Source organism: Pseudomonas sp. UBA6323, from assembly GCF_002439135.1.
Classification (GTDB): Bacteria; Pseudomonadota; Gammaproteobacteria; order Pseudomonadales; family Pseudomonadaceae; genus Aquipseudomonas.
Map to the genome: position 1 here is coordinate 51,792 of NZ_DJSX01000066.1, position 23,254 is coordinate 75,045.

29 protein-coding genes are annotated in these 23,254 nt (G+C 63.2%); 22 read left to right on the forward strand and 7 right to left on the reverse strand.

Annotation, left to right across the window (positions count from 1 at the left end; translation table 11 throughout):
- Positions 1–41: 41 nt before the first annotated feature.
- The 3 genes from B3P22_RS15970 to B3P22_RS15980 are packed head-to-tail and all read left to right on the forward strand — an operon-like array spanning position 42 to position 2,043.
- Entirely contained in the window at positions 42–1,007 is a 966-nt protein-coding gene (locus B3P22_RS15970) for a GspL/Epsl periplasmic domain-containing protein (protein ID WP_296271663.1), read from the forward strand.
- Complete coding sequence (gene gspM / locus B3P22_RS15975; protein WP_275545948.1) at positions 1,004–1,390, forward strand: type II secretion system protein GspM; 387 nt, start codon at positions 1,004–1,006, stop codon at positions 1,388–1,390. The genes B3P22_RS15970 and gspM overlap by 4 nt, the downstream gene beginning before the upstream one ends.
- Positions 1,387–2,043 (forward strand): general secretion pathway protein GspN, encoded by a 657-nt coding sequence (locus B3P22_RS15980; protein WP_296271664.1) that lies wholly within the window; start codon positions 1,387–1,389, stop codon positions 2,041–2,043. Before gspM ends, B3P22_RS15980 begins: the two co-directional genes overlap by 4 nt.
- Before the next feature lie 4 nt (positions 2,044–2,047).
- Here B3P22_RS15980 and B3P22_RS15985 read toward each other — a convergent pair whose 3' ends face one another.
- Together B3P22_RS15985 and B3P22_RS15990 are read right to left on the reverse strand one after the other, a co-directional pair.
- Positions 2,048–2,551, reverse strand: coding sequence for a L,D-transpeptidase family protein (locus B3P22_RS15985; RefSeq protein WP_275545946.1), 504 nt, complete (start codon positions 2,549–2,551; stop codon positions 2,048–2,050).
- Positions 2,552–2,570: 19 nt separating this feature from the next.
- Positions 2,571–3,125: an NUDIX hydrolase gene (locus B3P22_RS15990; RefSeq protein ID WP_296271665.1), complete on the reverse strand. Its 555-nt coding sequence runs from the start codon at positions 3,123–3,125 to the stop codon at positions 2,571–2,573.
- A 150-nt stretch (positions 3,126–3,275) separates the two neighbouring features.
- On the opposite strand from B3P22_RS15990, the gene B3P22_RS15995 reads away from it, so the two are divergent.
- Genes B3P22_RS15995 through B3P22_RS16015 form a run of 5 tightly spaced genes read left to right on the forward strand, consistent with a single transcriptional unit; the run spans position 3,276 to position 6,552 of the window.
- Complete coding sequence (locus B3P22_RS15995) at positions 3,276–3,881, forward strand: CoA pyrophosphatase (RefSeq protein WP_275545944.1); 606 nt, start codon at positions 3,276–3,278, stop codon at positions 3,879–3,881.
- 22 nt (positions 3,882–3,903) lie between these two features.
- Positions 3,904–4,428: a gamma carbonic anhydrase family protein gene (locus tag B3P22_RS16000; protein ID WP_197858507.1), complete on the forward strand. Its 525-nt coding sequence runs from the start codon at positions 3,904–3,906 to the stop codon at positions 4,426–4,428.
- On the forward strand, positions 4,421–4,618 hold the full coding sequence (locus B3P22_RS16005) for a DUF1289 domain-containing protein (RefSeq protein WP_296271666.1): 198 nt from the start codon (positions 4,421–4,423) through the stop codon (positions 4,616–4,618). Before B3P22_RS16000 ends, B3P22_RS16005 begins: the two co-directional genes overlap by 8 nt.
- Positions 4,619–4,639: 21 nt before the next feature.
- Positions 4,640–5,821 carry a formate-dependent phosphoribosylglycinamide formyltransferase gene (purT, locus tag B3P22_RS16010; RefSeq protein ID WP_296271667.1) on the forward strand — a complete coding sequence of 394 codons (1,182 nt, stop codon included), beginning with the start codon at positions 4,640–4,642 and terminating at the stop codon, positions 5,819–5,821.
- On the forward strand, positions 5,818–6,552 hold the full coding sequence (locus B3P22_RS16015) for an SGNH/GDSL hydrolase family protein (RefSeq protein ID WP_296271668.1): 735 nt from the start codon (positions 5,818–5,820) through the stop codon (positions 6,550–6,552). The genes purT and B3P22_RS16015 overlap by 4 nt, the downstream gene beginning before the upstream one ends.
- On the opposite strand, the gene B3P22_RS16020 is transcribed toward B3P22_RS16015, so the two are convergent.
- Both B3P22_RS16020 and B3P22_RS16025 read right to left on the reverse strand, forming a co-directional pair.
- A complete protein-coding gene (locus B3P22_RS16020; RefSeq protein ID WP_296271669.1) occupies positions 6,524–7,810 on the reverse strand; it encodes an HlyC/CorC family transporter in 1,287 nt (428 codons plus the stop codon). The two genes, B3P22_RS16015 and B3P22_RS16020, sit on opposite strands and share 29 nt — an antisense overlap.
- Positions 7,811–7,820: 10 nt before the next feature.
- Positions 7,821–8,621 (reverse strand): cytochrome C assembly family protein, encoded by an 801-nt coding sequence (locus B3P22_RS16025; RefSeq protein ID WP_197858512.1) that lies wholly within the window; start codon positions 8,619–8,621, stop codon positions 7,821–7,823.
- 157 nt (positions 8,622–8,778) lie between these two features.
- On the opposite strand from B3P22_RS16025, the gene ffh reads away from it, so the two are divergent.
- The 7 genes from ffh (at position 8,779) to xerD (ending at position 13,764) form a co-directional block, all read left to right on the forward strand.
- On the forward strand, positions 8,779–10,158 hold the full coding sequence (ffh, locus tag B3P22_RS16030) for a signal recognition particle protein (protein WP_197858513.1): 1,380 nt from the start codon (positions 8,779–8,781) through the stop codon (positions 10,156–10,158).
- Between the two features lie 184 nt (positions 10,159–10,342).
- Positions 10,343–10,594: a 30S ribosomal protein S16 gene (rpsP, locus tag B3P22_RS16035; protein WP_009403592.1), complete on the forward strand. Its 252-nt coding sequence runs from the start codon at positions 10,343–10,345 to the stop codon at positions 10,592–10,594.
- Between the two features lie 9 nt (positions 10,595–10,603).
- Positions 10,604–11,140 (forward strand): ribosome maturation factor RimM, encoded by a 537-nt coding sequence (gene rimM, locus B3P22_RS16040; protein ID WP_090336176.1) that lies wholly within the window; start codon positions 10,604–10,606, stop codon positions 11,138–11,140.
- A 5-nt stretch (positions 11,141–11,145) separates the two neighbouring features.
- On the forward strand, positions 11,146–11,889 hold the full coding sequence (gene trmD / locus B3P22_RS16045; RefSeq protein WP_090336177.1) for a tRNA (guanosine(37)-N1)-methyltransferase TrmD: 744 nt from the start codon (positions 11,146–11,148) through the stop codon (positions 11,887–11,889).
- 42 nt (positions 11,890–11,931) lie between these two features.
- Entirely contained in the window at positions 11,932–12,282 is a 351-nt protein-coding gene (rplS, locus tag B3P22_RS16050; RefSeq protein ID WP_003246155.1) for a 50S ribosomal protein L19, read from the forward strand.
- A gap of 80 nt (positions 12,283–12,362) precedes the next feature.
- Positions 12,363–12,776: an acyl-CoA thioesterase gene (locus B3P22_RS16055; RefSeq protein WP_090336178.1), complete on the forward strand. Its 414-nt coding sequence runs from the start codon at positions 12,363–12,365 to the stop codon at positions 12,774–12,776.
- A 91-nt stretch (positions 12,777–12,867) separates the two neighbouring features.
- A complete protein-coding gene (gene xerD, locus B3P22_RS16060; protein ID WP_090336180.1) occupies positions 12,868–13,764 on the forward strand; it encodes a site-specific tyrosine recombinase XerD in 897 nt (298 codons plus the stop codon).
- A gap of 74 nt (positions 13,765–13,838) precedes the next feature.
- Here xerD and B3P22_RS16065 read toward each other — a convergent pair whose 3' ends face one another.
- Together B3P22_RS16065 and B3P22_RS16070 are read right to left on the reverse strand one after the other, a co-directional pair.
- Entirely contained in the window at positions 13,839–14,099 is a 261-nt protein-coding gene (locus B3P22_RS16065) for a DUF2790 domain-containing protein (RefSeq protein WP_090336182.1), read from the reverse strand.
- A 58-nt stretch (positions 14,100–14,157) separates the two neighbouring features.
- Positions 14,158–14,583, reverse strand: coding sequence for an organic hydroperoxide resistance protein (locus B3P22_RS16070; RefSeq protein WP_090336184.1), 426 nt, complete (start codon positions 14,581–14,583; stop codon positions 14,158–14,160).
- 302 nt (positions 14,584–14,885) lie between these two features.
- Here B3P22_RS16070 and B3P22_RS16075 point away from each other — a divergent pair, with 302 nt between their 5' ends.
- The 3 genes from B3P22_RS16075 to thrC all read left to right on the forward strand — a co-directional run bounded on the left by B3P22_RS16075 (position 14,886) and on the right by thrC (position 18,489).
- A complete protein-coding gene (locus B3P22_RS16075; RefSeq protein ID WP_197856304.1) occupies positions 14,886–15,614 on the forward strand; it encodes a thioredoxin fold domain-containing protein in 729 nt (242 codons plus the stop codon).
- Positions 15,615–15,717: 103 nt separating this feature from the next.
- Positions 15,718–17,022 (forward strand): homoserine dehydrogenase, encoded by a 1,305-nt coding sequence (locus B3P22_RS16080; RefSeq protein ID WP_296271670.1) that lies wholly within the window; start codon positions 15,718–15,720, stop codon positions 17,020–17,022.
- Positions 17,023–17,079: 57 nt separating this feature from the next.
- Positions 17,080–18,489, forward strand: a complete 1,410-nt coding sequence (thrC, locus tag B3P22_RS16085; protein ID WP_296271671.1) for a threonine synthase — start codon at positions 17,080–17,082, stop codon at positions 18,487–18,489.
- 45 nt (positions 18,490–18,534) lie between these two features.
- Here the strand turns inward: thrC and B3P22_RS16090 are convergent, their stop codons facing one another.
- Complete coding sequence (locus tag B3P22_RS16090; protein WP_197856301.1) at positions 18,535–18,786, reverse strand: hypothetical protein; 252 nt, start codon at positions 18,784–18,786, stop codon at positions 18,535–18,537.
- 294 nt (positions 18,787–19,080) lie between these two features.
- Here B3P22_RS16090 and B3P22_RS16095 point away from each other — a divergent pair, with 294 nt between their 5' ends.
- The 4 genes from B3P22_RS16095 (at position 19,081) to B3P22_RS16110 (ending at position 23,238) form a co-directional block, all read left to right on the forward strand.
- On the forward strand, positions 19,081–19,701 hold the full coding sequence (locus B3P22_RS16095) for a YjfI family protein (protein ID WP_296271672.1): 621 nt from the start codon (positions 19,081–19,083) through the stop codon (positions 19,699–19,701).
- A 14-nt stretch (positions 19,702–19,715) separates the two neighbouring features.
- Positions 19,716–20,411: a PspA/IM30 family protein gene (locus B3P22_RS16100; protein WP_296271673.1), complete on the forward strand. Its 696-nt coding sequence runs from the start codon at positions 19,716–19,718 to the stop codon at positions 20,409–20,411.
- A 50-nt stretch (positions 20,412–20,461) separates the two neighbouring features.
- Positions 20,462–21,100, forward strand: a complete 639-nt coding sequence (locus B3P22_RS16105; RefSeq protein WP_296271674.1) for an OB-fold-containig protein — start codon at positions 20,462–20,464, stop codon at positions 21,098–21,100.
- A gap of 83 nt (positions 21,101–21,183) precedes the next feature.
- The gene (locus B3P22_RS16110) at positions 21,184–23,238 is read left to right on the forward strand and encodes a flotillin family protein (RefSeq protein WP_296271675.1); all 2,055 of its coding nucleotides are present in this window, start codon (positions 21,184–21,186) and stop codon (positions 23,236–23,238) included.
- Positions 23,239–23,254 lie beyond the last annotated feature (16 nt).

Below are 23,254 nucleotides of genomic sequence, written 5' to 3' on the forward strand. Positions count from 1 at the left end.
GCGGTCGGGTCCGCGCGTCGGGCAGCGGCGAGCCGCCGACAATGGCCAGGGCTCGTGTGGCGCTGTTGATCCCGGCGGAGGTCTGCAGTCACTTTCACCTGCAGGCACCACCGGGGCTGAAGCGTCACGAATGGCCGCTGTTGCTCGAAGACCGCCTGCTGCAGCCCGCCGAGCAGGTATCGATCGGCTGCATCTCCCGGCAGCCCGGCTGGCTGGAACTGGTCTGCGTCGATGCGCAGCGGCTGCAGCGCTGGTCGGCGTGCTGCCAGGCCTGGAGCCTTCAACCCGAGCGCTGCTGGGCCGAGCTGCAACTGCTTCCCCGGGCAGAACCCTCGCAAGTGCTGGGCTGGCAACGTGAGCCCGGGCTGCAGCTGTACAAGCGTGCCTCGGCCGCGGGACAGCAGTTCTGGCTGGCCTGGCCCGAGACGCTGGGTGAACTGCCAGAGTCTGGTGGATACGCGGGCGCTGCGGCGCAAACGGACGGCCCCTGGCCGGACCAACTTCCGCCACTCGACAACCTGCCCGGCACCTTCGACCTCCAGACCGGCAAGCGCCGCAGGCTCGCCTCCGGGCTGCGGCTGGACTGGCGCCTGCCCGCGGCCTGCCTGGCCCTGACCATGCTCTGGGGCGGGATCTGGGCAAGCCAGCAATGGCGCCAGCAGGCGCAGTACCAGCAGCAGGTGTGGGCGGTGACTGGCGCTGCCGAGCCTCTGCCCCAGGCTACCCAGCACCTCAGGCGTCTGCGTGAGGAAGCGGACGAGCAGCGCCTGCGCCTGCGTCAGGTCGAGCAATTGCAGGCGCGTGTCAGCCGGTGGTTGTCGCAGCAGGCTGCCTGGCAGCTTGACAGCGTGGCTTACGACGGCCGCAGTTGGCGCCTGCGATTGAACGGCGACGACGATGGCGCAGCTCCCTGGCAGGCGTTCGCCGACGAGGTGGGGGCGGTGGCCCGAGTCGAGCAGCAGCCTGGCAACCTGAACATATCCTTCGACCTGGAGGCCGGCCCATGACCTTCATCTTGTCGCCGCGCATGCGGCAGTGGCTGGCGCTGGGCTGCATCGGCGTGCTGTTGGCAATCCTGGCAGGGCGTGAAGTACTGGCCCGCTGGCAGACGCTGCAACAGTGGCGCAGCCTGGCCACGTCGGCGGCGGCTCTGCAGGTTCGCGCGCCGCTTGCCATCGAGCAGTTGCGCCAATCCGCCGAGCAGGGCCGGCTCAGCATCGAACTGGCCGAGGTGCGCGAGGGCAATTGGCTGCTGACGGGCAGGGTGAGCGATGAGCGACACCTGCACGACTGGTTGCTGCACATTCGCGGCGAAGGGGCCAAGCCTCTTGGCTGGAATCTGCAGCGGGGTGAATCCGATCTCGGCTTCGAAGTGGTGATCAGCCCATGAAGCGACGTGCTGCCTGGTGTGCGCTGGTTTTCCTGCTCACCTTGCTCAGCCAGTGGCCGGCGCGCTGGCTGGCCGAGCCCCTGGCGCTACCCGTGACGGGCTTGAGTGGCAGCCTCTGGCACGGCCAGGCCGAGCGGCTCGCCGAGATCGACCGGCCGGCCTGGCACCTGCAGCCCTGGCGCCTGCGGGCAGACTTCAGCGGGGGCTGGCAGGGGCAGCGCTGGGATCTGCGCATGCAGGGCTGGCCCTGGGACTGGCAGGTGCTGGTGCAACCCGGTGAACGCTATGCCGGCCAAGCCGGCAGCTACCGGTTGGCCGGGCAATGGCAGGGGCGTATTGCATTGCAGGGTAGCGCCACTCAGTGCCGGCGAGCGCAAGGGCAGGTGAGCGTAACCTCGCTCGAGTTGCAGGCACCCTGGCAACTGCCGCTAGGCCAGGCCGCCTTGCAGCTGGACTGTTCAGCCGGTATGAAACTGCTGGCGAAGCTGCAGCTGGCCGACCAGCACCAGGCCGAACTGGAGGCGGACATTCTCGGCCGGAGGGCGAAGCTGGAGGGCATCGTCGAGGCAGGGGCGGCGATCTATCCTGTGCTGGTCAGCGCCCAGTGGCTGACACCGGGCGACACGCGTCTGGCACGCAATATTCGCTGGTAGGCAGCTAGGGCCTGATTTCGATCAGCGTGCCATCCTTGACCAGGCTCCAGACCTCGCGCATGTCGTCGTTCTTCATGGCGATGCAGCCTTCGGTCCAGTCCAGCGTATGGAAGAACCACTCCGGGTACTCCTCGTCCAGCGGCGTGCCGTGGATCATGATCATGCTGCCTGGCGGTACGCCGGCTTCCTTGGCCTTGGCCAGGTCGCGGGCGTTGGGGTAGGAGATGTGCAGCGACAGCTGGTACTTGTCGCTCGGCTTGCGCCAGTCGATCCAGTAGAAGCCTTCTGGTGTACGCAGGTCGCCTTCGCGCTGCTTGGCGCCATCGGGCTGCTTGCCCAGGGAAATGCGGTAGGACTTGATGGTTTCGCCGCGCTGCTGCAAGTGCAGCTTGCGTTCGGACTTGAGCACCAGCACCTTGTCCACGGTGCGGCTGCCGGTCGCTGGCGTGGTGCTGGCCAGGGCGTTGAAGCTGAGAGTCAGGCAGAGCAGGGGCAACAACCAGCGCATCGGGGATCGTCCGCAAGGGTCAACGGGGTGTGTAATGGGCACGCAACGCTTCGAGTGGCTCGTTGCGTACCGGGAAGGAATTCTGCCGGCGGTCGGCGAAGAAGCATTCTAAGGTACGGCCTATGGTCGGGAAAGCCAGCTCTGACCAGGGGATCTGCGATTCCTCGAACAGGCGCACCTCCAGGCTTTCCTCGCCGACGGCGAAGTCCAGATCCACCAGTTCGGCGCGAAACATCATGTACACCTGGCTGATATGCGGCAGGTCGAACAGGGTGTAGAGGCTGAGGTCGCGTACACGCGCGCAGGCTTCTTCGAGGGTTTCACGGGCGGCGGCCTGTTCGATGGTCTCGCCGTTTTCCATAAAGCCGGCAGGCAATGTCCAGTAGCCCCGGCGTGGCTCGATGGCGCGGCGGCAGAGCAGCACCTGGTCACGCCATATGGGCAGGCAGCCGGCAACGATACGCGGGTTTTCATAATGCACGGTGGCGCAGTGACCGCAGACATGGCGCATGCGGTTGTCGCCGGTCGGGATCATGCGGGTGACGGGGTTGCCGCACTGATTGCAGAATTTCATGCCCGCTCCTCTTGGTTCTGGCGCTATCTTGGCGGCCGGTGCGATGACCGGCAAGCCTGCTTTTCAGGCCGCTCGGCCCTTTCCTCGGGGTTGGGCGGCCGGCTGCTTTCATGCCATGATGCCTGGCAAAACAAGACTCCGAGTATGCCCATGCTGGACGAGTTGCTCCATCGCGTGCGCGGCTACAGCCCGCACCCTCTGGAGACCGAGCGCAGCTTCCCCGAGGCGGCGGTGCTGGTCCCGATTACCCGCAGTGATGAACCTGAGCTGGTGCTGACCCTGCGCGCCAGCGGTTTGTCGACCCATGGTGGCGAGGTCGCCTTCCCGGGAGGCCGGCGCGATCCGGAAGATCGCGACCTGGTGGACACCGCGTTGCGTGAGGCCGAGGAGGAGATCGGCCTGCCACCGGGACTGGTCGAAGTGGTCGGGCCGCTCAGCAGCCTGGTGTCGCGGCATGGCATTCAGGTCACGCCTTACGTCGGGGTGGTGCCGGACTACGTCGAGTACAAGGCCAACGATGCCGAAATCGCCGCGGTGTTCTCGGTGCCACTGGAGTTCTTCCGCAGCGACCCGCGCGAGATAACCCACCGTATCGATTACCTCGGGCGCAGCTGGTACGTGCCGTCCTACACCTATGGCGAGTTCCGCATCTGGGGGCTCACGGCGATCATGGTGGTGGAGCTGGTCAACCTGATCTTCGACGATGCGCAGATCGCCCTGCACCAGCCGCCCGAACACTTCATACACCTGCGCTGACTAGCGCCGAGGACTGACGAGCATGAAATACCGTCTGGGAAGCTCCCGTGTCGATGCCCATCCCGATAGCTGGGTCGCGCCAAGCGCCGATCTGATCGGCAAGATCCGCCTGGAGGCGGGGGCCAGCGTCTGGTTCGGTGCGGTGCTGCGCGGCGACAACGAACTGATCCATATCGGTGAGAACAGCAACGTGCAGGACGGCAGCGTCATGCACACCGACATGGGCTTTCCGTTGACCCTGGGCAAGGGCGTCACCGTCGGCCACAACGTGATGATGCACGGCTGCAGCGTCGACGATTACAGCCTGATCGGCATCAACGCGGTGATCCTCAACGGCGCCAAGATCGGAAAGTACTGCATCATCGGCGCAAACAGCCTGATTCCCGAAGGCAAGGTGATCCCCGATGGCAGCCTGGTCATGGGCAGTCCGGGCAAGGTGGTGCGCGAACTGACCGAGCAACAGAAGAAGATGCTCGAAGCCAGTGCCGCCCACTACGTTCATAATGCGCAGCGCTATGCCCGAGAGCTGGTTGTTGACGATGAATGACGAGAAACCCGTGCGCTCGCCCTGCGTACATGTCTGTGCGCTGGACGAGCAGGACATCTGCATCGGCTGTCAGCGTACGGCTGCCGAAATCACCCGCTGGGGCCGCATGGACAATGCCGAGCGCCGCGAGGTGCTGCAACTTTGCCTGGCGCGCGCCCGCGCCGGCGGCCTGCTACTGACGCCTTCCTGATTCACTGTTCGAGGAAACCTCATGCCCCGTATTGGAACCCCTCTGTCGCCCTCCGCGACCCGCGTACTGCTGTGTGGCTGCGGCGAGCTCGGCAAGGAAGTGGTGATCGAGTTGCAGCGCCTGGGCTGCGAAGTCATCGGCGTGGATCGCTATGCCAATGCACCGGCCATGCAGGTGGCGCATCGCAGTCACGTGATCGACATGCTCGACGGCGCGGCCCTGCGCGCGGTGATCGAGAAGGAGCAGCCGCACTACATCGTCCCGGAGATCGAGGCCATCGCCACTGGCACGCTGGTCGAGCTGGAGGCCGAAGGTTTCAACGTGGTGCCGACCGCGCGCGCCGCGCAACTGACAATGAACCGCGAGGGCATTCGTCGCCTGGCGGCCGAAGAATTGGGGCTGCCGACCTCGCCATATCATTTCTCCGACACCTTCGAAGATTACGCCGCGGCGGTGAATTCTGTCGGCTACCCCTGCGTGGTCAAGCCGATCATGAGTTCTTCCGGCAAGGGCCAGAGCGTGCTCAAGAGCGACGCCGACCTGCAGCGTGCCTGGGATTACGCCCAGGAAGGTGGTCGTGCCGGCAAGGGCCGAGTGATCGTCGAGGGCTTTATCGACTTCGATTACGAAATCACCCTGCTCACCGTGCGCCACGCCGCTGGCACCAGCTTCTGCGCGCCGATCGGCCACCGCCAGGAGAACGGCGATTATCAGGAGTCCTGGCAGCCGCAGCCGATGAGCGCCAAGGCCCTGGCCGAGTCCGAGCGAGTCGCCCTGGCCGTGACCGAGGCGCTGGGCGGGCGGGGTCTGTTCGGTGTCGAACTGTTCGTCAAGGGCGATCAGGTGTGGTTCAGCGAGGTCTCGCCGCGCCCGCATGACACCGGTCTGGTGACGTTGATTTCCCAGGAGCTTTCCGAATTCGCCTTGCATGCGCGCGCCATTCTCGGCCTGCCGATCCCAGTGATCCGCCAGATGGGGCCGTCGGCGTCGGCGGTGATTCTGGTGGAGGGCGATTCGCAGCAGGCCAGCTTCGCCAACCTCGGCGCCGCGCTGAGCGAGGAAGATACGGCGCTGCGTCTGTTCGGCAAGCCGGAAGTCAAAGGCCAGCGGCGCATGGGCGTGGCGCTGGCGCGTGACGCCTCCATCGAAACGGCTCGCGCCAAGGCGCTGCGCAGCGCGCAAGCGGTTCGCGTGCAGCTGTGAGCCGGCACGCGCTGTGGTGGCTGGCGACCTTGCCGCTGCTGCCATTAGCGCTGCCCCTGGCCCTGCACACCCGGCGTACGGCGTTGCGCCTGCCGGTTGCGCAGGGCGAACCGAGCGGCATCGCTGCGGCACATTTGCCGGGTGAGCCGTTTCGCCTGCTGCTGATCGGTGAGTCGACCGTGGCCGGCGTCGGCGTCACCCGTTTCGATCAGTCTCTGGCGAGTTGCCTGGCCGCTACCCTGGCCGAACGTCTGGGCCGACCGGTGCGCTGGCGCGCCTGTGGCGAGAACGGCATCACCGTAGCTCAGGCACATGAGCGTCTGCTGCCGCTGGGGCTGGCGGAACCTGCCGATCTGGCGCTGCTGGTATTCGGCGTCAATGACACCACGGGCCTGACTGCGAGCAGGCGCTGGCTGCAGGCGCTTACGGCGATGGCCGATGCGCTGGCAGCTCGGGGTTGTCTCGTGGCGTTCAGCGCGGTGCCGCCGTTACAGCATTTCAGCGCCTTGCCCTGGTTGCTGCGGCAATTGATGGGTTGGCGCGCGCGTTTGCTCGATGGTGAATTGCAGAATCTCGCGCAACGCCTCGGGGCGATGCATTGCGCGCTGGAGCTACCGTTCGAGGCCCACTATCTGGCCGAGGATGGCTATCACCCGTCGGCGCTGGGCTACCGGCAGTGGGCGGCGGGACTTGCCGAACGCCTCACTCCGTTTCTGCAGCGTCCGGTTTGATCTTCTTCACCTGCCACACGCGCACGCTCTTCACCCGGTTTTCCGCGGCCTGGAGGATCTCCAGGCGATAGGGGCCGATCTTCAGGCAGACGCTGCTATCGGGGATGGTTTCCAGCGCCTCGGTGATCAGGCCGTTGAGGGTCTTGGGCCCATCGCTGGGCAGGTGCCAGCCGAGGGTCTTGTTCACTTCGCGAATGTAGGCAGCACCATCGATGACCAGCGTGCCGTCTTCCTGCGGGTGGATGTCGGGGCTGCGCAGGCTGTCCTGATTGCTGAAGTCGCCGACGATCTCTTCGAGGATGTCTTCCAGGGTGACGATACCGATCACGTCGCCGTATTCGTCGACGACGATGCCGATGCGCCGCTTCTGCTTCTGGAAGTTGATCAGCTGGGTCGCCAGCGGCGTATTTTCCGGGATGAAATAGGGTTCGTTGCAGGCCGCTAGCAGCGCGTCCTTGGTCAACTGGTTATGGGTCAGCAGGCGGGCGATCTGGCGCATGTGTACCACGCCCTCGATCTGGTTGATGTCGCCGCGGAACACCGGCAGGCGCGTGTGCGGCGTGCTGCGCAGCTGGCCGACGATGACCTCCAGGTCGTCGTCGAGATCGATGCCGGCCACTTCGTTGCGCGGAATCATGATGTCATCGACCGTGACCCGTTCCAGATCGAGAATGCCCAGCAGCATGTCCTGGCGGTTCTTCGGCAGCTCCGAGCCGGATTCGCGCACCACGCTGCGCAGCTCCTCGGTGGACAGGCTGTCACTGGCGCGCTGCGCCGGATCGACGCCGACCAGGCGCAGCAGGCCGTTGCTGATGACACCGGTCAGCCATACCACCGGGTAGAGCACGCGTTGCAGCAGGCTCAGCACGCGGCTGGCGGGGAAGGCGACCAGTTCCGGGCGCAGTGCAGCCAGGGTCTTGGGCGTGATCTCGCCGAAAATCAGTACGACGATGGTCAGGCCGGCGGTGGCGATGGCGATGCCGGCTTCGCCCCACATATCGACCGCCAGCACAGTGGCGATGGAGGCGGCGAGAATGTTGACCACGTTGTTGCCGACCAGGATGGTGCCGAGCAGGCGGTCCGGGCGGTCGAGCAGGCGGGTGACGCGTTTGGCGCCGCTGTGTCCTTCCTTGGCCAGATGCTTGAGCCGATAGCGGTTGAGGCTGAGCATGCCGGTCTCGGAGCTGGAGAAGAACGCCGAGCAGAGAATCAGAAAAATCAGCAGGCCGAGCAGGTAGGTCGAATGAAGGTCGTTCACGACGTCTGCCTCAGATGTGCAGGATGAATTCGCGCACCAGCTTGCTGCCGAAATAGGCCAGCATCAGCAGGCAGAACCCGGCGAGGGTCCAGCGAATGGCCTTGTGACCGCGCCAGCCGAGCTGGTGGCGACCCCACAGCAGCACTGCGAACACCACCCAGGCGAAACAGGACAGGATGGTTTTGTGCACCAGGTGCTGGGCGAACAGATCATCGATGTACAGCGCGCCGGACAGCAGCGACAGCGACAGCAGCACCCAGCCAGCGAAGAGGAAGCCGAACAGCAGGCTTTCCATGGTCTGCAGCGGGGGGAAGTTGCGGATCAGCCCGGATGGATGCTTGTGCTTGAGCTGATAGTCCTGCAGCAGCAACAGCACCGACTGGAACACGGCGATGGTGAGCATGCCGTAGGCCAGCACCGACAGCAGGATATGGGCGAGGATGCCGGGATGCTCGTCGATCGGGTTGATCGTGCCGCTGGGCATGAACTCGGCGGCCAGCACGGTCAGCGTGCCGAGCGGGAACAGCAACAGCAGCAGGTTTTCCACCGGTATGCGCACGCAGGCCAGAAGAATCAGGCCGATGACCGCGCAGGCGATCAGGCTGGCTGCATTGAAGAAGTCCAGGTTGAGGCCGTGTACGTCGTACAGCTGGAAAAACAGGCTGACGACATGCAGGCACAAGGCGAGCACACCAAGCGACGCCAGCAGGCGTTTGTCGGGAATGCTGCGCTGCGTCAGGCGCAGACCTTGGTAAGCAGCGGCGCCGGCATAAAGGAGGGCGGCGGCGAGGCTGGGCAACAGAGGGTGCATAAATCCGTGTAAGGCGAGCCCGAAAGGCGCTGAGTGTGGCACAGAAGGGCGTCGACACGAAAGACTGCCGGCGGTGTCGGCGGCTCGGCGACTCCGCTATAATCCGCCGCCTGTCGTACACCCGGCGCGCCGGGTCGCACCTATCAAAGGAACGCGCATGTTCGAAAATCTTACCGATCGCCTGTCCCAGACGCTGCGTAACGTCACGGGCAAGGCCAAGCTGACCGAAGACAACATCAAGGATACGCTGCGCGAAGTGCGCATGGCCCTGCTCGAGGCCGACGTGGCCCTGCCGGTGGTCAAGGACTTCGTCGGCAAGGTCAAGGAGCGTGCCGTCGGCACCGAGGTGTCCAAGAGCCTGACTCCGGGTCAGGCATTCGTGAAGATCGTCCGCGCCGAGCTGGAAGAACTCATGGGCGCGGCCAACGAGGACCTGGCGCTCAACGCCGCGCCGCCTGCCGTGGTGCTGATGGCCGGCCTGCAGGGCGCGGGCAAGACCACCACCGCCGGCAAGCTGGCCAAGTTCCTCAAGGAACGCAAGAAGAAGTCGGTGCTGCTGGTGTCCGCCGACGTCTACCGCCCGGCGGCGATCAAGCAGCTGGAAACGCTGGCGGGCGACCTCGGCGTCACCTTCTTCCCCTCCGATGCCAGTCAGAAGCCGGTGGACATCGCCAATGCGGCGATCCGCGAAGCCAAGCTGAAGTTCATCGACGTGGTCATTCTCGATACGGCCGGCCGTCTGGCCGTGGACGCCGAGATGATGGCCGAGATCCAGGCGCTGCACGCCGCCGTCAAGCCGGTCGAAACTCTGTTCGTGGTCGATGCCATGACTGGTCAGGACGCCGCCAACACGGCCAAGGCGTTCAGCGATGCGCTGCCGCTGACCGGTGTGGTGCTGACCAAGGTCGACGGTGATGCTCGCGGCGGTGCCGCGCTGTCGGTGCGCCACATCACCGGCAAGCCGATCAAGTTCATCGGTATGGGCGAGAAGAGCGACGCGCTCGAGCCGTTCCACCCGGATCGTATCGCCTCGCGCATCCTTGGCATGGGCGACGTGCTCAGCCTGATCGAACAGGCCGAACAGACCCTCGATCGCGAGAAGGCCGAGAAACTCACCAAGAAGCTGAAGAAGGGCAAGGGCTTCGACCTCGAAGACTTCCGCGACCAGCTGCAACAGATGAAGAACATGGGTGGCCTTGGCGGCCTGATGGACAAACTGCCGTCCATCGGTGGCGTCAACCTGTCGCAGATGGGCAGTGCCCAAGGCGCGGCCGAGAAGCAGTTCAAGCAGATGGAGGCGATCATCAACTCGATGACGCCCGCCGAGCGCCGCGACCCGGACATCATCAGCGGCTCGCGCAAGCGCCGCATCGCCCTGGGCTCCGGTACTCAGGTGCAGGACATCGGCCGGCTGATCAAACAGCACAAGCAGATGCAGAAGATGATGAAGAAATTCACCGCCAAGGGCGGCATGGCCAAGATGATGCGCGGTATGGGCGGCATGCTTCCCGGTGGCGGCGGAATGCCGAAATTCTAGGAAAGCAGCCACAAGCCACGAGCTTCAAGCCGCAAGAAAGAGCTGCAGTCTGAAAAACTGCTTTTACTTGTAGCTTGTGGCTTGAAGCCTACCGCTTTTGCTCATAGAATATGCGGCCTTTCGGGCCTAGGCCCATTTTTGATGTGTGCCTCAAGTTAGCACCGACTACAGGAACGATGTTCTCATGGTAACTATTCGTCTCGCTCGCGGCGGCTCCAAAAAGCGCCCCTTCTACCACCTGACCGTGACCAACAGCCGCAATGCGCGCGACGGTCGCTTCGTAGAGCGTATCGGTTTCTTCAATCCGATCGCCTCGGGTGCTGAAGTCAAGCTGTCCGTAAACCAAGAGCGCGCTACCTACTGGCTGAGCCAGGGTGCACAGCCGTCTGAGCGCGTTGCTCAGCTGCTCAAGGAAGCTGCCAAGGCTGCTGCCTAAGCATCTTCTATGAGTACGACGCCGGCCGTCGCCGAGGATCTGATCGTTCTCGGCAAGATTGTTTCGGTGCACGGCGTCAAGGGTGAAGTGAAGGTGTACTCCTTTACCGATCCCATCGATAACGTGCTCGATTACCGCCACTGGACGCTCAAGCGTGACGGTGAGGTAAAGAAAGTGGAATTGGCCAGCGGCCGCCTGCAAGGCAAGGTGCTGGTAGCCAAGTTGAAGGGTCTGGATGATCGCGAAATTGCGCGTACCTACGCCGGTTTCGAGATCTGCGTGCCGCGTAGCGAGCTGCCGGACCTTGATGATGGCGAGTTCTACTGGTACCAGTTGCAGGGCTTGAAGGTCATCGATCAGGCGGGGCAGTTGCTCGGCATGGTCGACCATCTGTTCGAGACCGGTGCCAACGATGTGATGGTGGTCAAGGCTTGCGCAGGCAGCCTGGATGATCGCGAGCGTCTGCTGCCCTACACGGACCAGTGCGTGCTTTCGATCGATCTGGCCGCTGGCGAGATGCGGGTCGACTGGGATGCGGATTTCTAAGGCTCATGCGCGTAGAAGTTATCACCCTGTTCCCGGAAATGTTCGCCGCCATCGGCGAGTACGGCATCACCAGTCGTGCGGTCAGGCAGGAGCTGCTCAAGCTCAACTGCTGGAACCCGCGGGACTACACGACGGATCGCCACCATACGGTGGATGACCGCCCCTTCGGCGGTGGTCCGGGGATGGTGATGAAGATCAAGCCTCTCGAGGACGCTTTGGCTAATGCCAGGCAGGCCGCGGGGGAGACGGCGAAGGTGATCTACCTGTCGCCGCAGGGGCGTAGTCTGAATCAGGCTGCGGTCCGCGAGCTGGCGCAGGAGGATGCATTGATCCTGATCGCCGGTCGTTATGAAGGCATCGACGAGCGTTTCATCGAGACGCATGTCGATGAGGAATGGTCGATTGGCGACTACGTCCTGTCCGGCGGTGAGCTGCCGGCCATGGTGCTGATCGATGCGGTGACGCGCCTTTTGCCTGGTGCATTGGGTCATGCCGATTCGGCCGAGGAGGACTCCTTTACGGATGGCCTGCTCGACTGCCCGCACTACACCCGCCCGGAGGTGTATGCGGATAAACGTGTTCCCGAAGTGTTGCTTAGTGGCAACCACGAACACATCCGGCGCTGGCGTTTGCAGCAGTCCCTTGGTCGGACCTGGGAACGCCGCGCTGATCTTCTGGATAGCCGCTCGCTTTCTGGAGAAGAGAAGAAGCTGCTGGAGGAATACATCCGCCAGCGGGACGATAGTTAACGTATCGATGGCAGGCCGGGAGGCTTGTCTTAGGAGCGAAGCATGACCAACAAGATTATCCAGATGCTCGAAGCCGAGCAGATGAACAAAGAAATCCCGACTTTCGCACCGGGCGACACCGTTGTCGTGCAAGTGAAAGTGAAGGAAGGCGACCGTCAGCGTCTGCAGGCTTTCGAAGGCGTCGTGATCGCCAAGCGTAACCGCGGTCTGAACAGCGCTTTCACCGTGCGCAAGATCTCCAGCGGTGTTGGCGTCGAGCGTACCTTCCAGACCTACTCGCCGCTGGTCGACAGCCTGAGCGTCAAGCGTCGCGGTGACGTACGCAAAGCCAAGCTGTACTACCTGCGCGACCTGTCCGGCAAAGCCGCGCGCATCAAGGAAAAGCTGTCCTAAGTTCGGACGCTTCTCTGGAAAAGCAGCCTACGGGCTGCTTTTTTCGTTTCTGGCGTCCAGTAATCATGAGTAGTAGTGGCATGACTCCAAGAGAGCAAGAAATCCAGCGGCGCATCGCGCTATCGGAAACCCGCGTGACCAAGGCGGTGTTTCCGCCGACTACCAATCACCACAACACCCTGTTCGGCGGCACCGCGCTGGCCTGGATGGACGAAGTGTCGTTCATCGCCGCCACGCGCTTCTGTCGCCTGCCGCTGGTGACGGTGTCCAGCGATCGGATCGACTTCAAGCATGCGATACCGGCCGGCTCGATCGTCGAGCTGATCGGGCGGGTGATCAAGGTCGGCAATACCAGCCTCAAGGTGGAGGTCGAGGTATTCGTCGAGGGGCTGTATCAGGAAGGACGTGAGCGGGCGATCAGCGGTAGCTTCAGTTTCGTCGCTGTCGATGAGCAGCAAAAGCCCGTGCCGGTCTTGCCAGGCTTCGTTAGCTAGTCAGCTGCCTGCCTGATTGTCAGGCTGGTCTGCTGGTGCGTCGGGTGCAGGCTGTGGAACACTTGCCTGCCCTGTAATTGAAGGTCACTCGATGCCTGCGCTGACTCACCCTCTAATCGAGCGCTTCCTTGAGGCGCTGTGGCTGGAAAAGGGGCTCTCGGCCCACACTCAGGCTGCCTACCGCAGCGATCTGGAACACTTCAATGCCTGGCTCGATGCGCGCGGCCTGGCGCTGCAGCACATTGGTCGCGATGCCATTCTCGATCACCTGGCCTGGCGTCTCGAGCAGGGCTATCAGGCGCGCTCCACGGCGCGCTTTCTCTCCGGGGTGCGCGGTTTCTACCGTTTCCTGCTGCGTGAAACGCTGATCAGTGAAGACCCAACCTTGCAGGTCGAGCTGCCGCAGATCGGTCGCCCTTTGCCCAAGTCGTTGTCCGAAGCGGATGTCGAGGCGCTGCTGCAGGCGCCGGATCTGGATGACCCCATTGGCCTGCGTGATCGCGCCATGCTCGAAGTTCTGTATGCCTGCGGCTTGCGCGTCAGCGAGCTGGTGAGCCTGACGCTGGAGCAGGTCAATCTGCGCCAGGGCGTGTTGCGGGTGTTCGGCAAGGGCAGCAAGGAGCGTCTGGTGCCGCTGGGCGAGGAGGCCATCGCCTGGATCGAGCGTTACATGCGCGAGGCGCGCCCGCTGTTGCTCGGCGGCAAGCCCAGTGATGTGCTGTTCCCCAGTCTGCGTGGCGAGCAGATGACCCGGCAGACCTTCTGGCATCGCATCAAGCACCAGGCGCAGGTCGCCGGTATCAGCAAGGCGCTGTCGCCGCATACCTTGCGTCATGCCTTCGCCACGCATCTGCTCAATCACGGCGCCGACCTGCGCGTGGTGCAGATGCTGCTGGGTCACAGCGACCTGTCCACTACGCAGATCTACACGCATATCGCGCGTGCCCGCCTGCAGGAGCTGCATGCGCAACACCACCCGCGTGGCTGACTGGCCATAAACGAAACCCCGTCACCGTTGCCGGTGGCGGGGTTTCGCTGCGCTTGGCGAGCGGCTCGGGGCGATCAGCTCTGCAGTGTGCAGGCGCTGGAAAGCTGCTCGTAGCTGAGGGTTTCCACCTCACCCGTACTGTTGCGGTAGGTCATCTGCGCCGTGACCACTTCGCACTGGGCGCTATTGGGCACGTCGATGGAAATCACCTTGGCGATATCCAGGTTCTGGCCGTAGTGGTAGGGCGTGGCCTCGGCGCTGTGGGCGAGGGTGGTGAGCGACGCGCTGAGAGCGATGGCGGTCAGAGCGTTGGCGAACAGGGTGCGGGTTTTCATGGTGATTCTCCTCTTGAGCCGCGCTCGGGCTATGGCCGCGAGCGCTGACTGCTATCTGTCAGACGATGGTCAAAGTGACGTCGATGTTGCCGCGGGTGGCGTTGGAGTACGGGCAGACGATGTGCGCGCGATCCACCAGGGTTTGCGCGGCGTCGCGCTCCAGGCCGGGCAGGCTGATGCGCAGTTCCACTTCGATGCCGAAGCCGGTGGGGATGGCGCCGATGCCGACGGTGCCTTCGATGAAGGTGTCAGCCGGGATGCTCAGCTTGTCGCGGGCGGCGACGAATTTCAGGGCGCCGAGAAAGCAGGCGGAGTAACCGGCGGCGAACAGTTGTTCCGGGTTGGTGCCGTTACCGCCGGCGCCACCGAGTTCTTTCGGGGTGGTCAGGGCGATGTCGAGGATGCCGTCGGAGGAGACGGCGCGGCCTTCACGGCCACCAAAGGCTTCAGCGGTTGCACGGTAGAGAACGTTTTCGATAGTCATGGCGGTGATCCTTTTAGGTAATGTGGTGATGGAGTGGTTCGCTAATGTCTTGCGCGCTAACCGTTTCCATAGGGCGAACTGTAGTGTGCAAAACATTAGTTCGCAAGATAAATATACGGATCTTTTTGCTATATGCCTTAAGGTTATTGGAATAAGGCTTGGAAGGCCGCGTCCCGGTTGTGGGTGTGGCCGTTGGTGCTGGCGAGGCTTATGCGTCGTCTGCTACCTGATCGGCTGTCTGGCGCGCCATCTGTGGTAGGCTGTAGCGATTTTCACCGGTCCGTCGTTCGACAGGAGTGTTCATGTCCCTGACCCGTATTTCCATTGCTCTGGCGCTCATGCTGGGCAGTAGCGTCACGCTGGCTGCCGACCCCGATCAGGTCATTCGTCAGTCACTGAAGTCGCTCGACGCCAGCCTGCCGATCGAGGCCATTGCCGAGAGTCCGATGACCGGCATTTATCAGGTGCAACTGGAAGGTGGTCGCCAGCTCTATACCAGCGCCGACGGGCAGTTCCTGCTGCAGGGCTATCTGTTCCAGGTCAAGGACGGCAAGGCCGTCAACCTGACCGAAATCGAAGAAAGCCGCGCCGTGGCCAAGCAGATCAACGCCATTCCAGCCAAGGAAATGGTGGTGTTCGCGCCCAAGGCGCCGAAGACCCATATCACGGTCTTCACCGATACCGACTGCGGCTATTGTCAGAAGCTGCACAGCGAAGTGCCTGAACTCAACCGCCTGGGCGTCGAAGTGCGTTATGTTGCCTTCCCGCGGCAGGGGCTGAACAGCCCGGCGGCCAAGGAGCTGGTCAGCGTCTGGTGCGCCAAGGACCAGCAGGACGCGATGAATCGCGCCAAGACTCGCAAGGGTGTAGCCGATGCGACCTGCGACAACCCGGTGGCCAAGCAGTATCAGTTGGGTCAGATGATCGGGGTCAACGGCACCCCAGCCATCGTCCTGGCCAACGGCAAGATGATTCCGGGCTATCAGCCGGCACCGCAGCTAGCCAGAATCGCTTTGGAATCGAACGACTGAGTCGTGGATTGACTAACAAACAGCCGCTTCGTAAGGTGCGGCTCTTTATCTGCGGCCGGGGCATGCTCCGGCCGTTTCGTGCAGTGCTGATGGGGAATTGAGTGTGAAGCCGGTCAAAGTGGGCATCTGTGGGTTGGGCACCGTCGGTGGCGGTACTTTGAATGTACTCAAGCGCAATGCCGAGGAGATTACTCGGCGCGCCGGTCGCGGCATCGAGATTGCCCAGATCGCCATTCGCTCGCCCAAGCCGCAGTACGACACCACCGGCATTGCCATGACTAGCGATGTGTTCGAGCTGGTCAACAACCCCGAGATCGACATCGTCATCGAGCTGATCGGCGGTTACACCCTGGCCAAGGAGCTGGTGCTCAAGGCCATCGACAATGGCAAGCACGTGGTTACCGCCAACAAGGCGCTGATCGCCGTGCACGGTAACGAGATCTTCGCCAAGGCGCGTGAGAAGGGCGTCATCGTCGCCTTCGAGGCCGCCGTGGCCGGTGGTATCCCGGTGATCAAGGCGATCCGTGAAGGCCTGTCGGCCAACCGCATCAACTGGTTGGCCGGCATCATCAACGGTACCGGCAACTTCATTCTCACCGAAATGCGCGAGAAGGGCCGTGCCTTCGAAGACGTGCTCAAGGAAGCGCAGGCGCTGGGTTATGCCGAAGCCGATCCTACCTTCGACGTCGAAGGTATCGATGCCGCGCACAAGCTGACCATCCTGGCCTCCATCGCCTTCGGCATTCCGTTGCAGTTCGACAAGGCCTACACCGAGGGCATCACCAAGCTGACCACGGCTGACGTGAACTACGCCGAGGCGCTGGGCTATCGCATCAAGCACCTGGGTGTCGCGCGTCGTACCGACGCCGGCATCGAGCTGCGCGTGCACCCGACGCTGATTCCGGCGGACCGTCTGATCGCCAACGTCAACGGCGTGATGAACGCGGTAATGGTCAATGGCGATGCGGTTGGCAGCACGCTGTATTACGGTGCCGGTGCCGGCATGGAGCCGACCGCATCTGCGGTGGTGGCCGACCTGGTGGACGTGGTGCGTGCGCTGACCACCGACCCGACCAATCGCGTGCCGCACCTGGCCTTCCAGCCGGACTCGCTGTCCGATCACCCGATCCTGCCCATCGAAGCGTGCGAGAGCGCTTACTACCTGCGCATCCAGGCCAAGGATCATCCCGGCGTGCTGGCGCAGGTCGCGAGCATCCTTTCCGAGCGCGGCATCAACATCGAGTCGATCATGCAGAAGGAAGCCGAGGAGCAGGACGGCCTGGTGCCGATGATCCTCGTGACCCATCGCGTGGTCGAGGCGCGTATCATCGAGGCCATCTCCGCCATGGAAGCGCTGGATGGCGTGACCTCGCCGGTCATGCGTCTGCGCGTCGAACAGCTCAATTAATCCCGTGTCCACCCGCAGGCGCAGGTCTGCGGGTGCAGTCGAACGAAGGTTTATCCCATGCGCTATATCAGTACCCGCGGCCAGGCGCCGGCCCTGAATTTCGAAGATGTGCTGCTGGCTGGCCTGGCCAGTGATGGTGGCCTCTACGTGCCGGAGAATCTGCCGCGCTTCACCGTCGAGGAAATCGCTTCCTGGGCCGGGTTGCCCTATCACGAGCTGGCCTTCCGGGTGATGCGCCCGTTCGTCGCCGGCTCCATCGCCGATGCCGATTTCAAGAAGATCCTCGAAGAAACCTACGGCGTGTTCGAGCACAACGCGGTCGCGCCGCTGCGCCAGCTTAATGGCAACGAGTGGGTACTGGAGCTGTTCCACGGCCCGACCCTGGCGTTCAAGGACTTCGCCCTGCAACTGCTCGGGCGCCTGCTCGACCATGTGCTGGCCAAGCGCGGCGAGCGCGTGGTGATCATGGGTGCCACCTCCGGTGATACCGGCTCGGCGGCCATCGAGGGTTGCAAGGCCTGCGACAACGTCGACATCTTCATCATGCACCCGCACAACCGTGTGTCCGAAGTGCAGCGCCGGCAGATGACCACCATTCTTGGTGAGAACATCCACAACATCGCCATCGAAGGCAACTTCGACGACTGCCAGGAGATGGTCAAGGCCAGCTTCGCCGATCAGGGCTTCCTCAAGGGCACCCGTCTGGTGGCGGTCAACTCGATCAACTGGGCGCGGATCATGGCCCAGATCGTCTACTACTTCCACGCCGCGCTGCAGCTCGGCGGGCCGGCGCGCTCGGTAGCTTTCTCGGTGCCGACCGGCAACTTCGGCGACATCTTCGCCGGCTACCTGGCGCGCAACATGGGCCTGCCGGTCAGCCAGCTGATCGTCGCCACCAACCGCAACGACATCCTGCACCGCTTCATGAGCGGCAATCAGTACGTCAAGGAAACCCTGCACCCGACCCTGTCGCCGTCGATGGATATCATGGTTTCGTCCAACTTCGAGCGCCTGCTGTTCGATCTGCACGGCCGCAACGGCGCTGCCATCGCCAGCCTGATGGATAGCTTCAAGCAGGGCGGCGGTTTCAGCGTCGAGGAAGATCGCTGGACCGATGCGCGCAAGCTGTTCGATTCGCTGGCGGTAAACGACGAGCAGACCTGCGAGACCATCACCGAGGTGTACAAGGAGTGCGGCGAGCTGCTCGACCCGCACACCGCTATCGGTGTGCGCGCCGCGCGTGAGTGTCGCCGCAGTCTGGCCACGCCAATGGTGGTGCTGGGTACGGCGCACCCGGTCAAGTTTCCCGAGGCCGTGGAGAAGGCGGGTATCGATGCGGTTCCGGCGTTGCCGGCGCATCTGACCGACCTGTTCCAGCGTGAAGAGCGTTGCACGGTGCTGGCCAATGACCTGAAGACCGTGCAGCAGTTCGTTGCCGCTCACGGCAATCGCGGCAAACCGCTCTGAGGCTGTCGCTTCGATAAAGCCGGCGCCTCGTGGCGCCGGTTTTGTTTACAGAGCGAAGATCAGGCCGGCGAGCGCCATCAGGATGATCAGCGTCACCCAGATCAGCGCGTTGAGGCGGCTGGCGCGGACCACGCCAGCGCCACGAAGGTGCACCGGCGGATCGTTCTCCAGGTATTGATCGATACGGCGTTCGGCCTCTTGCTGGTCGTTTGCCAGGTACTCACTCAGCAGGTCGATGGCGGCCTGGCGTTGGCCGGCATGCACGAGCTGGCGTACCGCGGGTGGAAGTTCGTTCATGGCGCTGCCTGTCTCTCGGGTTGACGGGTTCAGGGTCGCAACTGCGACCCGGTTCGCGCTTTTCTCCGTGCGCAACGGAAGCGTCTGCGGTTTAATTCGACACCTCGCGAATGGAAGCGTTTTGCCCGAATCATGGATGAGCCTGGTGCCTACCTTCTCTTCTCTCCCATTTATCTTTCCGTTCTTCGGCATTCGTACCGAGGATGATCTGCGCGCGTCGATCTGACGAACGGCATCACATTTATTACATGTAATTGCTTTACGGTTTACATGTAAGGGGCTAGGCTGCGTCTCATGGATAGCAAATCATCAGCCCATTACCAGCGTCTTTATCGTCAGCGCCTGCGCGAGCAGGGCTTGGTGAAGAAGGAAGTCTGGATCTTGCCCGAGCATGCGCCGCTGCTGGTAGCGTTCGAGCGCAAACTGCGCCAGCCACAGTCACTGCTGGCTTCGATGGAGAATGAGGAGGGTATGAACATGCCTCAAGTTTGGACCGCCCAGGCGCTGCACGAAGCCCTGGCGGCAACGGAACTGTTCCAAAGCGGCCAGGCCGGCATCGAGCTGATTCAGGGCGCCGACGCCAGCCTGCACATCACCATGCGCGAATACGGCGACCTGCCGCTGTTCATCGCCGTGTACGGCGAGCAGATCATCGTCGAGGCACTGCTCTGGCCGGCCAGCGACGTACGTGATGCCGCCGCCTTCAACGAAGAAGTGCTGCGTACCCACAAGCTGTTCCCGCTGTCGTCCATCGGCCTGGAGAAGATGGTCGACGGGCGCGACTGCTACACCATGTTCGGTGCGCTGAGTTCCTACTCGAGCCTGTCCGACGTGGTGTTCGAGATCGAGCTGCTGGCGGACAACGTGATCAAGGCCACCGAAGCCTATGAAGGCTTCCTCAAGACCGGCGCCTGAGAGGAGATAGGACGATGAATGTCTGGAGCAAACTGCTGACGGCGCTGCGTGGCGGTGCCAATGAAATGGGCGAAGCGGTGGTCGACAGCCAGGCGCTGCGCATCCTCGATCAGGAAATCCGCGACGCCGATGTCGAGTTGCGCAAATCCAAGGAAGCGCTGGCCGAGATTATGGCCAAGCACAAGCTGGCCAGCGACAAGGTGAGCAAGAGCGCGGCCAGCATTGCCGAGTATGAGCAGTACGCGCTCAAGGCGCTGGAAGCGGGCAACGAGACCCTGGCCAAGGAAGTGGCCGAAAAGATCGCCAACCTGGAGATCGAACAGGCCAGCGAGCGCGAGCAGGCCGAAGGGTTCGCTGCCAGCGTGGCGCAACTGCGCAAGGCCGTGACCCAGGCCGAGGGCAATATCAAGCGCCTCAAGCAGCAGGTGGATACGGTCAAGGCCACCGAGAGCGTGCAGAAGGCGCAGATGGCCGTGGCCCAGCGCTACGGCGGTTCGCAGGCCAAGCTGCAGACGGCGGTCGAGTCGCTCGAACGCATCAAGCAGAAGCAGGCCGAGCGCGCGGCGAAGATGGAGGCCTCGGCCGAGCTGGCAGCCACCAGCGCGCCGGACGATTCGCTGGAAGCCAAGCTGCGTGCCGCCGGCATCAAGGCCGACAACGCCAGCGCCGACAGCGTGCTGGCGCGCCTGAAGGACAAGTCCAAGGCTTGAACGATGCGGGGCGTTCGCGCCCCGTTTCCCTACCCCAGGGAAAGGAAAAAATGGAACTCTTCCTGCAGACAGCGCTGTCATTCCCCACCGCCATCTACAGCTTCCTGCTGTGCGTGGCGGTCATCTATTGGCTCGTCGTCGCCGCCGGCCTGCTCGAAGTCGACCTGCTCGACGTCGAAGCCGATTCGGTCATGGAAGGCGGCCAGACCGAAGGCCTTGCCGGCCTGCTCTACAAACTCAAGCTCGACGGCGTGCCGGTGACCCTGGTGCTGACGCTGCTGTTCTTCTTCGGCTGGTTCATCTGCTATTTCATCGAGCTGTGGCTGTTGCGTCATCTGCCGCTGGGCATTCTGCGCTACCCATTGGGGCTGGTGGTCATCGCCGGCGCCTTCGTCGTGGCGGCGCCGCTGTGCGCGGCGATCTGCCGGCCACTACGGCCGCTGTTTCACAAGGTCGAGGCGATCAGCAGCAAGTCGGTGCTGGGGCAAGTGGCGGTGGTGCGCAGCGGCCGTGTCACTGCCCGCCATGGCGAGGCGGTTCTGGAGGACGGCGGCGCCGGGCTGATTCTGCGCGTACGCGCCGATGAGGCGCTGGGTTTCAAGCGTGGCGACCGTGTCGTGCTGCTGGAATACCTGGCCGCCGAACACGCCTACCGCGTCATTACCGAAGAAGAGTTTCGCGGCGTCTAGCCACAATCGCTACGTAACAGACGACTGGCAGGGTAAGGCAGCGCCAAACCTGCCTGCACAATTAGCAAAGGAGTAAAGCTGTAATGGAAAACTTCATTCCCTTCATCGTCGGGGCGGGGCTGGTCGTCCTCTTCGTGATCGCCTTGATCGCTCTGTTCAAGGCCTTCTACATCAAGGTTCCGCAGGGCACCGCGCTGATCGTCAACGACATGAGCTCGACGCCCAAGGTGCACTTCACCGGCTCCCTGGTGTACCCGGTGATCCACCTCAAGGAGTTCATGAAGATCTCCCTGATCACCCTGGAAGTCGACCGCCGCGCCAAGGACGGGCTGATCTGCCGCGACAACATGCGTGCCGACATCACCGTGGCCTTCTACCTGCGCGTCAACGAGACCCAGGAGGACGTGCTCAAGGTGGCCAAGGCCATCGGTGTGGATCGTGCCTCCGATCGTGCTGCGGTCAACGAACTGTTCAACGCCAAGTTCTCCGAAGCCCTGAAAACCGTGGGCAAGCAGTTCGATTTCGTCGAGCTGTTCGAGAATCGTCAGGACTTCCGTGATCGCATCGTCGAAGTGATCGGCAATGACCTGAACGGTTACGTGCTGGAAGACGTGGCCATCGACTACCTGGAGCAGACCTCCAAGGCGTCGCTGGACCCGAGCAACATTCTCGATGCCGAAGGTATCCGCAAGATCACCGAGCTGACTGCCGCGCAGAACGTCATCACCAACGAGCTGGAACGCAACGAAGAGCTGGCGATCAAGAAGAAAAACGTCGAAACCCGCGAGGCGACCCTCTCGCTGGAACGCCAGCAGGCCGATGCCGAAGCGCGCCAGAAGCGTGAGATCGAGACCATCCGCGCCCGTGAGGAAGCGGAAACCCTCAAGGTGCGCGAGGAAGAGCGCCTGAAGGCCGAGCAGGCCCGCATCCAGACCCAGCAGGAGCTGGACATCCGCGCCGAAAACCACCAGCGCGAAGTGGAAGTGGCTCAGCAGAATCGCCAGCGTGCCGTGGTCATCGAGGTGGAAAAGGTCACCCGTGCCAAGGACCTGGAGGTGGTATCCCGCGAGCGTGAGGTCGAGCTGCAGCGCATCGAGAAGGAAAAGGCGCTGGAAGAAGAGCGCAAGAACATCGCCGCCGTGGTGCGCGAGCGCGTGGCGGTCGAGAAGACCGTGGCCCAGGAAGAAGAGCGCATCAAGGAAGTGCGTGAAGTCTCCGAGGCCGAGCGCCTCAAGCAGGTCACCGTTCTCAATGCCCAGGCCGAAGCCGAGCAGGAGCTGGTGCGCCAGGTCAAGCAGGCCGAAGCCGACGAAACCCGCTCCAAGCACAAGGCCGTGGAGATCAACACCCTGGCCCAGGCCGAGCTGGAAGCAGCCGCCAAGAGCGCCGAAGCCAAGAAGAAACTGGCCGAAGGTATCGAAGCCGAGCGCGCCGCACCTGGCCTGGCCGATGCGCGTGTGCGTGAAGTCACCGCTGCAGCGAAAGAGAAGGAAGGTCTGGCCGAGGCTCGCGTACAGGCCGAGCGCCTGATCGCCGAAGCCAAGGGCGAGCAGGAAAAAGGTCTGGCGCTGGCGCGTGTCACCGAAGCGCAGGCTGCCGCCAAGGAAAAAGACGGCTTGGCCGACGCCAAGGTGCTGGAAGAGAAGCTGGGCGCCCAGGCGCGCGGCGAAGAGCAACTCGGCACCGCCAAGGCCAAGGCCACCCAGGACCTGGGTATGGCCGAGGCGCAGGTGCTGCTGGAGCGTCTGAACGCCGAGGCGGAAGGCCTGGGCAAGAAGTTCGGCGCGCTGGATGCGCTCAGCGACAACGCCCGTGCCCACGAAGAGTTCCGCATGCAGCTGGAGAAGAGCTTCGAGGAGGCCATGGCTGCCATCGCCGCGAATAAGGACATCGCCAAGGACCAGGCCGAAGTGCTGGCCACCGCGCTGGGCAAGGCGAAGATCGAGATCGTCGGCGGCGAGGGCGACTTCTTCAACTCCTTCGCCAAGTCGCTGTCGGTGGGCAAGGCCATCGAAGGCGTGGTCGGCAAGAGCCCGGTGGTGCAGGACGTGCTCTCGCGTCTGCTGGCCGGCAAATCCGGCGTTGTGCCGGCGGCGAGTCCGGCCAGCAATGGCAAAGACGCCGCTGAACTCCAATAAAAAAACGTGCCGGGCC